Here is a 14648-nt window from a genome sequence, read left to right as displayed (position 1 = left end):
CCCTTTTATATCGCCGATCCTGTCTACCAAAGGTAGGAGGCATATATCCATTTATATCGCGCAAGCATATATCAGTTGCTATCCCTAAAAATCTATCCTAACAGCCTACAAACACAAAACCCCCAGATTTTCATCTGAGGGTTCAATAATGTGGAGGCGATCCCGATCCTCGGGACAGGCTCTCCTCTCCCGGGTGTAACCATTTCTCAAGTTGATTGGTAAATTGAGTAAATGGTTGATTGAGTGATGTAGGAAAAAGGGTAAAGGTGAAAGGATAAAGGGGGACTGAACAGTGAACCACCAGTTCATCATTCAAAATTTTCTAACATCAGTAAACCGTAACTTTGGGTGTCTCGCAAAGGCGCAAAGCCGCTAAGTTTCACGCAAGGGCCGCAACGATAAAGCGCAAAGAACGCCACGCTACGATGTAAAGTAATACACAAAAAACTATCTCCTCTACTTCCTGCCCCTTTATATCGCCGATCCTGCCTACCAAAGGTAGGAGGCATATATCCATTTATATCGCGTCAGCATATATCAGTTGCTATCCCTAAAAATCTATCCTAACAGCCTACAAACACAAAACCCCCAGATTTTCATCTGAGGGTTCAATAATGTGGCGGCGACCTACTCTCCCGGGTGTAACCCCAGTACCATCGGCGCTGCAGGGCTTAACTTCTCTGTTCGGGATGGGAAGAGGTGGGACCCCTGCGCTAGGCCGCCTAATCTTTAGATGTGAGACATAAGACACTAGACATGAGACTAACCCATCCTGTATTTCTGTCTTCAATCTGTAATATCTTTGTTCTCTGGAGTAACCCGGTCTTGACTCTTGGTTCTCGACTCTAGCCTCTAGGTTGATCATGTTTCGCAGAGAATGCAACAGCATTCGAGAAAGTAAGTTTTCGGGCAATTAGTACTGCTCGGCTATGTCATCTCTGACTTTACACCTGCAGCCTATCAACGTCATCGTCTCTGACGGCCCTGTTTGGAAGTCTCATCTTGGAGGGGGTTTCGCACTTAGATGCTTTCAGCGCTTATCCCTTCCCGACGTAGCTACCCGGCAGTGCAGTTGGCACCACAACCGGTACACCAGCGGTCAGTCCAACCCGGTCCTCTCGTACTAAGGTCAGAGCTCCTCAAACTTCCCACGCCCGCAACAGATAGGGACCGAACTGTCTCACGACGTTCTGAACCCAGCTCGCGTGCCACTTTAATGGGCGAACAGCCCAACCCTTGGGACCTTCTCCAGCCCCAGGATGTGACGAGCCGACATCGAGGTGCCAAACCTCCCCGTCGATATGAGCTCTTGGGGGAGATCAGCCTGTTATCCCCAGAGTACCTTTTATCCTTTGAGCGACGGCCTTTCCATACAGTACCGCCGGATCACTATACCCGTGTTTCCACCCTGCTCGGCTTGTAGGCCTCACAGTCAAGCTCCCTTATGCTATTGCACTCCACGCACGGTTACCAAGCGTGCTGAGGGAACCTTTGGAAGCCTCCGTTATCCTTTTGGAGGCGACCACCCCAGTCAAACTACCCACCAAGCAATGTCTCCCGCTACGCGGGATTAGATACCAGGCAAACAAAGGGCGGTATTTCAACAGCGACTCCTCAACGCCTGGCGACGCCAATTCACAGTCTCCCGCCTATCCTACACATCGTTTACCCGATACCAATGCTAAGCTGCAGTAAAGGTTCATGGGGTCTTTCCGTCCCGTTGCGGGTACACGGCATCTTCACCGTGACTACAATTTCACCGAGCTCATGGCTGAGACAGCGCCCAGATCGTTACACCATTCGTGCAGGTCGGAACTTACCCGACAAGGAATTTCGCTACCTTAGGACCGTTATAGTTACGGCCGCCGTTTACCGGGGCTTCAATTCAATGCTTCTCTTGCGATAACATCCCCTCTTAACCTTCCGGCACCGGGCAGGTGTCAGGCCTTATACATACTCTTTCGAGTTCGCAAAGCCATGTGTTTTTGCTAAACAGTCGCCTGGGCCTTTTCACTGCGGCCTCCCAATCACTTGGGTAGGCGCCCCTTCTCCCGAAGTTACAGGGCCATTTTGCCGAGTTCCTTAGCCATGACTCACTCGAGCACCTCAGGATTCTCTCCTTGACCACCTGTGTCGGTTTGCGGTACGGGTGCATATACGCTTAACGCTAGAAGTTTTCTTGGAAGCACTTAGGATCACTATCCAGTCGTCCGTAGACTCCCGGTACTATCACGTTCGGCTAATCTTGCGCATTTACACAAAACCAATACCTACTCGCTTTAACGCGGTATTCCGTCACCGCGCGGATCTTTCATCACTCCGTCACTCCGTCACCTGTATATACAGTATGGGAATATCAACCCATTTGCCATCGGAATCCCCACTCGGGTTATCCTTAGGACCCGACTAACCCTGATCCGATTAACGTTGATCAGGAAACCTTGGTCTATCGGTGTGCGGGTTTCTCGCCCGCATTATCGTTACTTATGCCTACATTTGCTTTTCCAAAAGCTCCAGCACACATTACCATGTACCTTCGCCGCCGTTGGAATGCTCCCCTACCATCATCCGCTCGTGGCGGATAATCCTACGCTTCGGTACCACACTTGATGCCCGTTTATTATCGACGCCCTGCCGCTCGACCAGTGAGCTGTTACGCACTCTTTAAAGGAATAGCTGCTTCCAAGCTAACCTCCTGGCTGTCTAAGCAGCTGGACCACCTTTGTTCAACTTAGTGTGGATTTTGGGACCTTAGCGGTAGGTCTGGGTTCTTTCCTCTCGGACTCGGACCTTAGCACCCAAGCCCTCACTGCCGTTACTGTATCAATGCATTCGGAGTTCGTCAGGATTTGGTAGGATGTGACTCCCCCTAGTCCTATCGGTAGCTCTACCTCATCAATACATTCCACGACGCTGTTCCTAAAAACATTTCGGGGAGTACGAGCTATTTCTCAGTTTGATTGGCCTTTCACCCCTACCCACAGCTCATCCGGAAGCTTTTCAACGCTTATCGGTTCGGTCCTCCAGTGTGTGTTACCACACCTTCAACCTGGCCATGGGTAGATCACAAAGTTTCGCGTCTACCCCACTGACTATACGCCCTATTCAGACTCGCTTTCGCTCCGGCTGCGGATATCTATATCCTTAACCTCGCCAGTGAGGAGTAACTCGTAGGCTCATTATGCAAAAGGCACGCCGTCATCCCACTAAAGGACTCCGACCGCTTGTAAGCGCACGGTTTCAGGTTCTATTTCACCCCGTTATTCACGGTACTTTTCACCTTTCCCTCACGGTACTTGTTCACTATCGGTCTCTTGGGAGTATTTAGCCTTTCCGGATGGTGCCGGATAATTCAACCGGGATTTCTCCTGTCCCGGCCTACTCAGGATACCCACCAAAATAATCATGATTCCCGTACAGGGCTCTCACCTCCTATGGCCACACTTCCCAGTGCGTTCCGGTCTCATTCATATCCCTCATGTAGGTCCTATTACCCCGAAGTTGCCGTAACAACTCCGGTTTGGGCTAATCCGCTTTCGCTCGCCACTACTCACGGAATCACTGTTGTTTTCTCCTCCTCTGCCTACTTAGATGTTTCAGTTCGGCAGGTTCGCTTATCTTTCGATATATCCCAATAAATTGAGATGGGTTGCCCCATTCGGACATCTGCGGATCAAACCCCCTTGCAGGTCCCCGCAGCTTTTCGCAGCTTGGCACGTCCTTCTTCGCCTCCAAGAGCCTAGGCATCCCCCGTGCGCCCTTATTCACTTACTTATATCTATAGAGCCCTTTTGCAAACTCTATAAACTCTCTTATTACTATTGCATTCTCTACTCAACATGTCAAAGAACTTATGAACCCCATCGGATTCAAAAGTGAAGTATGAACGAACTCAATCTCTTTTAAACAAAACCTGAAACCCTTCCAGAAAGGAGGTGTTCCAGCCGCACCTTCCGGTACGGCTACCTTGTTACGACTTAGCCCCAGTTACCGGTTCTACCCTTAACGGCTCCTTGCGGTTACCGCCTTCAGGTCTACCCGACTTCCATGGCTTGACGGGCGGTGTGTACAAGGTCCGGGAACGTATTCACCGCGCCATGGCTGATGCGCGATTACTAGCGATTCCAGCTTCATGGGGTCGGGTTGCAGACCCCAATCCGAACTGAGACGCACTTTTAGAGGTTGGCATCCTGTTGCCAGGTAGCTACCCGCTGTATGCGCCATTGTAGCACGTGTGTCGCCCTGGGCGTAAGGGCCATGATGACTTGACGTCGTCCCCTCCTTCCTCTCTGCTTGCGCAGGCAGTCTTGTTAGAGTCCCCATCTTAACATGCTGGCAACTAACAATAGGGGTTGCGCTCGTTGCGGGACTTAACCCAACACCTCACGGCACGAGCTGACGACAGCCATGCAGCACCTTGTTTCAGGTCTTTGCAGACTGATATATCTCTACATCATTCCTTCACATTCTAGCCCAGGTAAGGTTCCTCGCGTATCATCGAATTAAACCACATGCTCCACCGCTTGTGCGGACCCCGTCAATTCCTTTGAGTTTCACCGTTGCCGGCGTACTCCCCAGGTGGATTACTTAACGCTTTCGCTAAGCCGCTACTCCATTACAGAATAACAGCGAGTAATCATCGTTTACGGCGTGGACTACCAGGGTATCTAATCCTGTTCGCTACCCACGCTTTCGTGCATCAGCGTCAGTCGCTCCAAAGTACAATGCCTTCGCTATCGGTGTTCCTGATGGTATCTATGCATTTCACCGCTACACCATCAATTCCATGTACTCTCAGAGAACTCAAGCTGCCCAGTATCAATGGCTTACATCGGGTTGAGCCCGTGCCTTTTACCACTGACTTAAGCAGCCGCCTACGCACCCTTTAAACCCAATAAATCCGGACAACGCTCGCACCCTCCGTATTACCGCGGCTGCTGGCACGGAGTTAGCCGGTGCTTATTCATCAGGTACCGGCAATTTGCCACGCATGGCCTTTTTCTTCCCTGATAAAAGCAGTTTACAACCCAGAGGGCCGTCTTCCTGCACGCGGCATGGCTGGGTCAGTCTTCCGACCATTGCCCAATATTCCCTACTGCTGCCTCCCGTAGGAGTCTGGCCCGTATCTCAGTGCCAGTGTGGGGGACCTTCCTCTCAGAACCCCTAAGGATCGTAGCCTTGGTAAGCCGTTACCTTACCAACTAGCTAATCCTACGCATGCCCATCTTAAACCGATAAATCTTTAATCATCAAGTGATGCCACTCAATAATACTATGGGGTATTAATCCGGATTTCTCCGGGCTATCCCCCAGTCTAAGGTAGGTTGCATACGCGTAACGCACCCGTGCGCCGCTCTAGGTCAAGTATTGCTACTCGACTTGCCGCTCGACTTGCATGTATTAGGCCTGCCGCTAGCGTTCATCCTGAGCCAGGATCAAACTCTCCATTGTAAAGTTAGTTCCGACTTATATTCCTATAGTCATTTTTATTCCTATAAGATCTCAGGTTTTTTGCTGTTTAAATTTCTTTCATTCGTCCAATACTTCAAAGAACTTCTCTATCACTTTCGATAGTTCGTAAGTAGCCTTCACCACTCATCTTGCACTCTTAAATCTTTTCTGTTTTCCCGAACAGGATTGCAAAGGTAAGAAGAATATTTTAAATCCAAAGCAAAATTTTAAAAAATTTTATTTCGATTCCTCCCTACTTTATGCCAATTTAAAAACAGTTTGTACCTGTCTTTTCATCCTTTACCCCCGTTTGGGATTGCAAAAGTGCAACTCTTTTTCGCATTCACAAAATACCAACTCAAAATAATTTAGAAACCCAGTTAAAGAAGCTGAAAGTCAAGGAGAAAAATTTAAAAAAATCCCCAATGATTGGCGATAACCTTAACATTGGGGATAAACATAGCAGATGTAATGCGGGTCAATTAATCGTATTCAGCGTATCCATCAAAATACTTTACTGCTTAATTCTTACAATTCTTTTACACGAATGTTCCTCCAATAAATCTTAATCCCCCCTCCATCATGAATCTGCAAGAGTATACTTCCTTCACCTTTTCCAATTTGCTCATCCGCGTAATTCACCATTTCAACTCCATTCAAATAAGACACAACCCGATCTCCCTTTACAACAATGCGCATGTGATTCCAATCTCCATAACGCAAAGCAGCATCTTTTTCTGGAGCTGGTTTCACTAACCATCCTCTTCCGTATGACTCATAAATTCCTCCTGTATCATGCCCAGGAGGGGCTACCTCTACCTGCCAACCGGAAACTTTCGTGCCATCAACAGTAGATCGAATAAAAATACCGCTATTCCCATCAGCCTCCTGCTTGAATTCAGCTTCCAATTCAAAATCCTTGAACTGTTGCACCGTACCTAGATAACCATAGTCTTTGTCCGGACCACTTTCGGAAATCAGTAGTCCATTTTCAACATACCATTGCTCAGTTCCGAAAACCTGCCATCCTTCCAAATCCTTACCATTAAAGAGGCTATTAAAACTATCTTGTCCATAGGTCACTTTGGCAATGCAAAGTAAAAGTACAAGTAAGAAAAATTGCTTGATCATAATTGGCGAATCTTGATATTTTTAAACCACGCCTCACTTCCATGATCTTGTAAGGCGATCAAACCCTTAGTGACGTTGGCATAATCAGGAAAAGCATCCCATTTGCCACTGTTTCTTCGAGCAGTCCAATCCTCTGATCCAGGCACAAAGGAAACTGTCTGCTTTCCATTCAGCCAATAACTTGCACCACTCTTAGTATAAATAATTTTGGAAGTATTCCATTCTCCAGCCTCTTTGACTACTCCTTCCAAATCCGGTGGATACATCCCATAATCCGCTGCCAAAGACTGCCAGTCTTCTAGCTTTTCAGGGAAACCCAACTGATCGATCACCTGATACTCAGGCCCTGTCTCATATGGAGCTTTGTATGCAGGCCCTTCTACCACATGATAAAATACACCACTATTGCCACCCGGAGCAATTTTCCAAGTAAACTCCAACTCAAATTCATCAAAATCTACCGGACCAAATACAATATCCCCACCAATATCACCTCCCAAGCCAAGTGCTTTTAATGCTCCATCCTCCACCGTCCATCCTTCAGGAAACTCCGTCCCATTGAAGGCTCTCCAGCCAAAGGGATCTTCCCCATCAAATAACAACATCCAACCTACCTCCTTTTCTTCCTCGGTCAAGGCATTTTCCAAGACTATAACTTCCTCTTCGATTGCTTCTGTTTCTACTTCCTTTTCAGATGCACAAGCTAGCAAAAGGCCACTAACCAAGAGGGCCGTCCATAAGTTATTCCATTTCATATTCATATCAATTGCATAGTTACGGGATCCCAAGTTATAAATTTGTTTTGGAAATAACTGTCATTGCAGAGCAGTGCCGGAGCAGCTGCACGGAAGCCAAACTCCGGGTCTTCAGCAACGGAACCTCCTGTTCTGATCGCTTCAAACCAGTTTCCAAAATGATCATAATGCGCCCCTTTCCAATTTCTTTCTGCTGTGTACACCAATTCTTTAGGGGGTAATATGGAGGCACGCGCTTGGGATTCTCCTCTCAAACGTGCCTGTTCTTGTAGATAAGGATCATCAGATGCGAGGGATTGATTCATTTTTACAACAACTTCCTCCCATTTGACATCCATGGACCCTTTCGTACCAACGATTCTCAGATAAGTAGTGCCTGAGGTGCCATCGACGAAGTTACATCTTAAGGATAGATTAAACCCAGGATGCTGTGGTGTGTCGGGATAGTCAAAACTCCCCAATAATACATCCGGTACTTCCCTGCCATCTTTCCAATACCTCAGGCCACCCATGGCTGAAATCTTGTTGGGTCCATAAGAGTCAGTAATAAAATGTAAGCTAGAAAATAAGTGGACAAACAAATCTCCTGACATGCCTGTGCCGTAATCCAAGTAATTTCTCCATCGGAAAAAACGCATCGGATCCCATGGGAGTTGGTTGGTGTTGGAGATATAGCGTTTCCAGTCCACCATCTGCTCATTTCCATCCTTGGGTAAGGCATATTGCCAGGCACCCTCGGGAGACATGCGCGCCCAAAATCCTTCTGCATAGACGATATCCCCAATGGCCCCTTGTGCGAGCAATTCTTTGGCTTTTTCGTTGCCTAAGGAAGATACCCCTTGACTACCGACAATCATCACCTTTCCGGATTTTTTCCAAGCATCGATTACTTCCTTACCCTCTTTGACCGAGTGAACCATTGGTTTTTCACAATACACATGCTTGCCAGCATGTAAAGCATCTATACTGATCTGTTTATGCCAATGATCGGATGTTGCGATAATCACAGCATCTACATCTTTTCTTTTCAGTAATTCTTTGTAATCTTGAGTAACAAAAAGCTGACTTCCCCAACGGTTTTTAGCTGCATCCAACCGACCTTTATATAAATCGCATACCGCTACAAGTTCTACAGTTGAGTGTTGCAGGGCTGTCTGCGTATCTTCTACTCCCATGCCTCCTGCACCAATCAAGCCAATACGAATAGTCTTGAGTTCCGTAGTGGACTTGGGAAAATTTCTGGTTAATAATGACTTTTCCTGTGAGGATGCTTCCAGTGCCATGGGGCTTAGTGCAGCAATTGCACTAGTGGCAGTTAGTTTTTTGAGAAAATGACGGCGATGTTGCTTCATATATTATTCGATCAATTAGCAATTAAGCGTAAAAGTTAATCGAATTTTTTATAAAAGAATATCTAAATTATAGAAATTTTTCAGTCGGTAGCGTTTTCATTTAAACTACATGGGAATTCAAAAAAATTATGAGGAATATAATTCAACACTCATTACGTGAATTTATTCACATACTCCTTAAAACACCTCAACCTACTCCCATACCAAGAAAACATTTCCCCATCCACCAACTGTACATGCGTTTGCGGCAATTGAGCAGCAAATTCATCGATGTGTTTTTGCTTAAAGGGAAAAGGTTCGGAACTTAGCAGAAGAAAATCAGGGGAAAGCTTTTTTAAATCCTCCATGGAAAGTTCAGGGTAACGAGGCTCCTGTACCAAATTGGTAAATCCTGTTCTACCCAACATATCATGGATAAATGTTTGTAGTCCTGCTGCCATGAGCGGATCCTTCCAGATCAGATACACAGCTGTACCCTTGTTTTGTGCTGCAAGAGAAGCCATATCTTGAGAGATTTCATGTATCAAATTATCAGCCTGAGCAACTGTTCCCGTAATTTCTCCTATTCCCTTCATCATCTCCAAAGCATCCTCCAAGGTGTAGATATCACTCATCCAAACGGGATACTTCTTTTCTAAAAATTCTATTCCCTCTTGATAATTCTCCTCTTTATTTCCAATTATCAAATCAGGTTGAAGGGCAGCTATCTTGTCGAAATGAAAATTCTTAGTCCCTCCAATAATGGTTTTTTGCTTTTTGAGCCCTTGGGGATGCACACAAAACTTGGTCAGCCCGACCAACCTATCTTCCAAACCCAAGTTCACTAATAACTCCGTCTGCGATGGCACAAGCGAAACAATCCGCTGAGGATACGCAGAGATGTGGATGGAGCGCTTCATTTGGTCGGTGTAGAATGGCATGTAGGATAGTTTTATGGAAGAAAACTACAAAAAATCCCTATTGCCTCTAAAATTCAAGAAAGAAAAATTTAATACAACAACCTTTTAATCTTTCAAACTAGGCTCCTTCGTAGGTAATCCTACACCAGGAGGAAGATCTAAAATGGGATCATCATTGAAAGAAGAGCCCCCCTCGTCATCGTCATCGTTTCTCTTATCTTCGCACACATACAATTTGATCACCTGATATATAATGAAGATGTTTAATAAAACAAATGGAATATACAATGGATGGGAAAGGATGTAATCACGCATAATAAAAGGTGTACCAAATTATTGGGGAAAATATTAACCCAACTATTGACCTACTTGTTTGAAAAACAGTAGCTTAAATTTTTATCTATGCCTGACTTTTTCGTAGAATGCTGAAATATTTACGCTCGTATGTTTTTCGATCAGTTGAATTGTAAATATCATCACACTTCATAATCCGGCTCTTCAGTCATCCATTTACGCTTAAATTCCTTGACATACCGTGGTCGGATCAACAATCGTAAACTTGGATCAAAGGACAGGTATTTCCATGCCCAAGTCAGTAAAATTTCAAGTTTGTTGCGAACCCCCAAAATAGCCATCAAGTGAACAAACAACCAGACAAACCAAGCGAAAAATCCTCTGAAACTTATAAAAGGCAAATCTACCACAGCCATACTTTTGCCTACAGTGGCCATGGACCCGAGGTCTTTGTATTGAAACGGTTTCCAAGATTTTCTCTTCAACTCACCTTTTAAATTGGAGGCAAGGTTAGCCGCTTGCTGAATAGCTACTTGAGCAACTTGTGGATGGCCTTTAGGGTATTTTTCATTCATTTGTACACATTGGTCTCCTACCACATAAATGTTTTTCATGTCTTTGAGTAAGTTAAACTCATTGACTAACAAACGGCCATTTGGAGCTTTTTGCCCCTCAGAAATACCGATCAATGAATTGGCTTTGATACCCGCTGCCCATAAAAGTGTAACCGTTTGGATGCAAGGTTTATCTTTCAACTGAACTGTAAACCCGTCGTAATCTGTCACCATAGTATGCAACATGACTTCTACACCCAATTTTTGTAAATACTCCAAGGCTTTATCCCGGGATTTTTCCTTTAACCCTGCTAACAAACAAGGTCCCGCTTCTATCAAGATAACCCGCATATTTTTAAAACTAAGCTGTGGGTAATCCTTTGGTAGTACCTTGTTTCTTAATTCAGCGATAGAACCCGCCAATTCCACACCGGTAGCTCCACCTCCCACAATGACCACATTCATGATAGGTTTGCGCTCCTCAGGATCGGCTATATTGACTGCCCGCTCGTAATTCGAGATAATTTTATTACGAATGTACAATGCTTCCGAAGTTGATTTCATCGGAGCTGAATATTTGTGCACATTCTGATTACCAAAATAATTTGTACTGGCACCCTGCGCTAAAATCAAATAGTCATAGGTCAAGGTTCCAAGATTTGTGAGTAAAAGGTTTTCTTCTTTTTTAATTTCTTCGACCACCGCCATTCTAAAAACCACATTGGGCGTTTTATGAAAAGCCCTTCTGAGAGGAAAAGAAACCGCATCTGGAGGCAGAGCGGCTGTTGCGACCTGATAAAGCAAAGGCTGAAACATATGGTAATTATTTTTATCCAACAGCACCACTTGATAGTCGGTATGAGATAATTTTTGCGCCAACTTTAATCCTGCAAAACCACCTCCCACAATTACAATACGTTGATGGCTTGGCTTACTGATATTTGGAATCGGAAGGAGTTCAGTACTCATCATGGTACGGTTTAATGGTAGAAAAATAAGCTAATGAATATCTTGGACCATGATGCCTTTTTAACTGACAGGTGTAGATTTGCGGATATTCCTTAACAAATATAAAAGATTTCTTAATTTTACCGAGCTTTTAAAAAAATATACACGATGGGAAGAGCATTTGAATTCAGAAAAGAACGAAAGTTTAAACGTTGGAGTAAAATGTCCAAGGTTTTTACCCGCTTGGGAAAGGAAATTGTCATGGCTGTCAAAGCAGGCGGGCCGGATCCAGCCAATAATACCAAGCTGAGGACTGTTATTCAAAACGCCAAGGGAGCTGCCATGCCTAAAGATAGGATTGAAGCAGCCATCAAACGCGCCTCCAACAAGGATGAAAAGGATTACGAAGAAATTGTGTACGAAGGCTATGGGCCTTATGGTATAGCGATGATTATCGAAACTTCTACCGACAATATCAATCGAACAGTGGCCAACATCCGAAGCTATTTTACCAAATCAAATGGATCCTTGGGAACATCTGGTTCGGTAAGTTTTATGTTTGACAAAAAAGCAGTATTTAGATTTGCGCAAGGAGCAATGGATCTGGAAGAAATGGAACTAGACCTAATTGACTTCGGCCTGGATGAAATTGATGAAAATGAGGGAGAAATATTTGTTTACACGGCGTTTGAGGATTTCGGGAAAATGCAAAAAGCCTTGGAAGACCGCAACATAGAAATCACCAATGCTGACTTTCAGTGGTTTCCAGCAACCACAGTAGAGCTAACTCCAGAACAAGAAGAAGATATTCACAAATTGATAGAAAAGCTAGAAGACGATGACGACGTCAATCAAGTCTTCACAAATATGGCTTAATTTTAACTTGGATGGATGACTTAGGTAAATCTACCAATGTCTCATACTATCCTTTAGTACACTATACTCATGGCATTTCCCAAACGGAAAAATATTCAATCAGATAAACGGCAGTTTTTAATCATTGTAGGCAGTAAAAACCCCGTCAAGATCAGTTGCACAGACATCGCATTTCATCAAGCCTTTGACGATGCATTTCTCATAGAAGGTCTCAATGTAGGTTCAGGTGTATCCAACCAACCCATTGGGGATGAAGAGACCTACCAAGGTGCTCTCAACCGTGCTAAAAATTCTAAAACTGTCTTTCCTGAAGCAGATTATTGGGTAGGAATAGAGGGAGGCATTGAGACGATGGGAGAGGAAATGCAGGCCTTTGCTTGGGTAGTTATTTTGGACAAGACAGGAAAAATTGGAAAAGCCAAAACAGCTACTTTCTTTCTTCCACCAGCCATAGTAGCACTCGTTAAAGGAGGAATGGAGTTGGGAGATGCAGATGATCAATTCTTTAACCGAGAAAGTTCAAAAACTGGGAATGGAGCCGTAGGAATTCTTACACAACAGCGGATAGATCGTAAAGATTATTACTCACCTGCCGTTATTTTGGCATTGATTCCATTTATGAATCCAGATATTTATTCTTAAGCCCAACTATAAAGGATAGATTTTATCAATTGGTTTTTCCTTTCCATAACAGTTAATTTTGCATCATTAAATAATTAGAAGATGTTACAAGAATTAGAAAACGATACATTGCAGCAAGTAATTGCTGAAAACGAGCAGGTGATTGTACAATATGGAGCTACTTGGTGTGGGGCTTGCCGAATCATGAAACCGAAAATGAAGCGCTTGGCAGGAGAATACAGCAACGTGACATTTGTATATGTAGACGCTGAAAAATTTCCTGAGTCAAGAAAACTAGCACAGGTTACAAATCTGCCTACCTTTGCTGCATTCAAAAACGGTACATTGGTCAATCAAAACCAAACCAATAAGGAAGAAGTACTTAAAAGCCTTGTCGATGAGATTGCCACTAATTAAGCATATTTTGGGCTTCGTCGAATCCAATGACGAAGACTATGTACACGAAACACTGGAGTTATTGGAGCACTTGGCCGATAGTCCATCATTGAAGGATGAAGAACTGGAGGTAATTGGTGAACTTATTTCAAACTTATATGGGTCTTTGGAAGTTAATCAAATGATCAAAGAAGGTCAGGATAAAAAAGAAGCCTTGAACGCATTCATGAAACGTGTTACAGGAGCTATTGATAAATAAAAGCTGAAGTTGTTTCGTCACCCTAATACACAATGAAAGCTGTAAAGCCCCTACTAAGGGGCTTTTTCATTTTTAAAGAGCTAGATTCTTAAGAAAATTGGTCAATGCTATTCGCCAGTTGGGATCCGCGTCCCAAGTAGGTCCAATGTACAACTCATCTCTTACAATCAGTCTAATGTAGAATTTAACCACTATACGGGTGTTTTTTTCCGGATCTTGGATAGGTAACCCCATACTTTGCAATAAATCAGCCTCTCTACCTTCGACCCTGATCAATTGAAATTGCACTCGATCAGCAATCAGCTCTTGATCTGTTTTAGCCGTTGTTAGGTAAGCAACTTGATGCGGATAGTATTCTTCAAAAATCTGTTCCAGACTATTTCGTTCTTCTGCCTGCTCAGCTGCTATACGCTCTTCGCTTTTACCTAACAAGTCATATCGGAAATTAGATAGTACAGCTTCTGAAGTCCCACTTGCCAATCGAACACCCAATTTGAATACATCTAAGTTTAAAGGATTACGGGCCAAAAACCTTCTGGAAGTAGAAGAAGCAACCGCCTGCTCTCCTCCCAAAAATTCTGGTACATCTAGCACCAGGTAATTTTTACTTCGAGTAGATTTTCCAAAAGCACTCAATTGTTCGGCTAAATTATCCATGCTAATGGCATCTATGCCCCACAGAACAGATGATTGTATGATTTGTTTGGAATTACTAAATGGACCGATATGTAGGTGCAAAGTCCCGTTAGCTTTTCGTGTCAAAATGATTACGGTATTGATTTGGCGCTTTATAAATGCTGCTGCATAGCCTGCTTGGGTCTCTTCTGAAAGCGTCAATTGTTCTAGTTCATAGTACCCAACAGGATCCCCTCCTGCATCCATCAAAGCAGGGTGTAGCGCTTCTGCCAATTCTTGCCATGTTGCTAGTGGACGAGCCTGTGGAGCATTGGAAACAAGTACAACGGACTTCCCGGCAAAAAATTCATCAGGAATAGTACCTTGGGCATGAATTTGGCAAGTGTAACCGAAAAGAAAAATACTTATCAAAAGATATTTCATTGCGAAGTATGCAGAACTAGAAGTTGTCAGTAATTTTACGAATATACATAACG

General features: G+C 44.2%; 11 protein-coding genes and 3 rRNA genes. 4 read left to right on the top strand and 10 right to left on the bottom strand.

What is annotated here, in order from left to right; all coding sequences use genetic code 11:
- Positions 1-614: 614 nt before the first annotated feature.
- The 9 genes from rrf to IPZ59_RS05970 all read right to left on the bottom strand — a co-directional run bounded on the left by rrf (position 615) and on the right by IPZ59_RS05970 (position 11408).
- Positions 615-726: ribosomal RNA gene (gene rrf, locus IPZ59_RS06010) — 5S ribosomal RNA — on the bottom strand.
- Positions 727-893: 167 nt separating this feature from the next.
- A 23S ribosomal RNA gene (locus tag IPZ59_RS06005) occupies positions 894-3774 on the bottom strand.
- Between the two features lie 154 nt (positions 3775-3928).
- Positions 3929-5451 (bottom strand): 16S ribosomal RNA (locus IPZ59_RS06000).
- Together the 16S, 23S and 5S rRNA genes form the textbook arrangement of a ribosomal RNA operon.
- Before the next feature lie 528 nt (positions 5452-5979).
- Positions 5980-6582, bottom strand: coding sequence for a 3-keto-disaccharide hydrolase (locus tag IPZ59_RS05995; RefSeq protein WP_394800732.1), 603 nt, complete (start codon positions 6580-6582; stop codon positions 5980-5982).
- Positions 6579-7337 (bottom strand): 3-keto-disaccharide hydrolase, encoded by a 759-nt coding sequence (locus tag IPZ59_RS05990; protein WP_236138974.1) that lies wholly within the window; start codon positions 7335-7337, stop codon positions 6579-6581. The genes IPZ59_RS05995 and IPZ59_RS05990 overlap by 4 nt, the downstream gene beginning before the upstream one ends.
- A gap of 2 nt (positions 7338-7339) precedes the next feature.
- Positions 7340-8689, bottom strand: coding sequence for a Gfo/Idh/MocA family protein (locus IPZ59_RS05985; protein ID WP_236138973.1), 1350 nt, complete (start codon positions 8687-8689; stop codon positions 7340-7342).
- A gap of 152 nt (positions 8690-8841) precedes the next feature.
- Positions 8842-9609: a helical backbone metal receptor gene (locus tag IPZ59_RS05980; RefSeq protein ID WP_236138972.1), complete on the bottom strand. Its 768-nt coding sequence runs from the start codon at positions 9607-9609 to the stop codon at positions 8842-8844.
- Between the two features lie 84 nt (positions 9610-9693).
- A complete protein-coding gene (locus IPZ59_RS05975; RefSeq protein ID WP_236138971.1) occupies positions 9694-9903 on the bottom strand; it encodes a hypothetical protein in 210 nt (69 codons plus the stop codon).
- A gap of 161 nt (positions 9904-10064) precedes the next feature.
- Positions 10065-11408, bottom strand: coding sequence for an NAD(P)/FAD-dependent oxidoreductase (locus tag IPZ59_RS05970; protein WP_394800731.1), 1344 nt, complete (start codon positions 11406-11408; stop codon positions 10065-10067).
- 144 nt (positions 11409-11552) lie between these two features.
- Between IPZ59_RS05970 and IPZ59_RS05965 the strand changes: the two genes are divergently transcribed.
- The 4 genes from IPZ59_RS05965 to IPZ59_RS05950 all read left to right on the top strand — a co-directional run bounded on the left by IPZ59_RS05965 (position 11553) and on the right by IPZ59_RS05950 (position 13536).
- A complete protein-coding gene (locus IPZ59_RS05965) occupies positions 11553-12260 on the top strand; it encodes a YebC/PmpR family DNA-binding transcriptional regulator (RefSeq protein ID WP_236138969.1) in 708 nt (235 codons plus the stop codon).
- Positions 12261-12329: 69 nt separating this feature from the next.
- The gene (gene yjjX / locus IPZ59_RS05960) at positions 12330-12902 is read left to right on the top strand and encodes an inosine/xanthosine triphosphatase (RefSeq protein WP_236138968.1); all 573 of its coding nucleotides are present in this window, start codon (positions 12330-12332) and stop codon (positions 12900-12902) included.
- An 81-nt stretch (positions 12903-12983) separates the two neighbouring features.
- Complete coding sequence (locus IPZ59_RS05955) at positions 12984-13298, top strand: thioredoxin family protein (protein ID WP_236138967.1); 315 nt, start codon at positions 12984-12986, stop codon at positions 13296-13298.
- On the top strand, positions 13279-13536 hold the full coding sequence (locus tag IPZ59_RS05950) for a DUF6952 family protein (protein WP_236138966.1): 258 nt from the start codon (positions 13279-13281) through the stop codon (positions 13534-13536). The genes IPZ59_RS05955 and IPZ59_RS05950 overlap by 20 nt, the downstream gene beginning before the upstream one ends.
- Positions 13537-13608: 72 nt before the next feature.
- On the opposite strand, the gene IPZ59_RS05945 is transcribed toward IPZ59_RS05950, so the two are convergent.
- Positions 13609-14595: an NTPase gene (locus tag IPZ59_RS05945; protein WP_236138965.1), complete on the bottom strand. Its 987-nt coding sequence runs from the start codon at positions 14593-14595 to the stop codon at positions 13609-13611.
- Positions 14596-14648 lie beyond the last annotated feature (53 nt).

Origin of the sequence: Mongoliitalea daihaiensis, from assembly GCF_021596945.1 — a bacterium.
Lineage (GTDB): Bacteria > Bacteroidota > Bacteroidia > Cytophagales > Cyclobacteriaceae > Mongoliitalea > Mongoliitalea daihaiensis.
This window is presented reverse-complemented; position numbering and strand designations above follow the sequence as displayed.

Bases quoted from the DNA above. Each gene is read 5' to 3' on its own strand.
- IPZ59_RS05980 (WP_236138972.1), bottom strand. From the start codon at position 9,609: ATGCCATTCTACACCGACCAAATGAAGCGCTCCATCCACATCTCTGCG.
- IPZ59_RS05965 (WP_236138969.1), top strand. From the start codon at position 11,553: ATGGGAAGAGCATTTGAATTCAGAAAAGAACGAAAGTTTAAACGTTGG.
- yjjX (WP_236138968.1), top strand. From the start codon at position 12,330: ATGGCATTTCCCAAACGGAAAAATATTCAATCAGATAAACGGCAGTTT.
- IPZ59_RS05970 (WP_394800731.1), bottom strand. From the start codon at position 11,408: ATGATGAGTACTGAACTCCTTCCGATTCCAAATATCAGTAAGCCAAGC.
- IPZ59_RS05985 (WP_236138973.1), bottom strand. From the start codon at position 8,689: ATGAAGCAACATCGCCGTCATTTTCTCAAAAAACTAACTGCCACTAGT.
- IPZ59_RS05955 (WP_236138967.1), top strand. From the start codon at position 12,984: ATGTTACAAGAATTAGAAAACGATACATTGCAGCAAGTAATTGCTGAA.
- IPZ59_RS05975 (WP_236138971.1), bottom strand. From the start codon at position 9,903: ATGCGTGATTACATCCTTTCCCATCCATTGTATATTCCATTTGTTTTA.
- IPZ59_RS05995 (WP_394800732.1), bottom strand. From the start codon at position 6,582: ATGATCAAGCAATTTTTCTTACTTGTACTTTTACTTTGCATTGCCAAA.
- IPZ59_RS05945 (WP_236138965.1), bottom strand. From the start codon at position 14,595: ATGAAATATCTTTTGATAAGTATTTTTCTTTTCGGTTACACTTGCCAA.
- IPZ59_RS05950 (WP_236138966.1), top strand. From the start codon at position 13,279: ATGAGATTGCCACTAATTAAGCATATTTTGGGCTTCGTCGAATCCAAT.
- IPZ59_RS05990 (WP_236138974.1), bottom strand. From the start codon at position 7,337: ATGAAATGGAATAACTTATGGACGGCCCTCTTGGTTAGTGGCCTTTTG.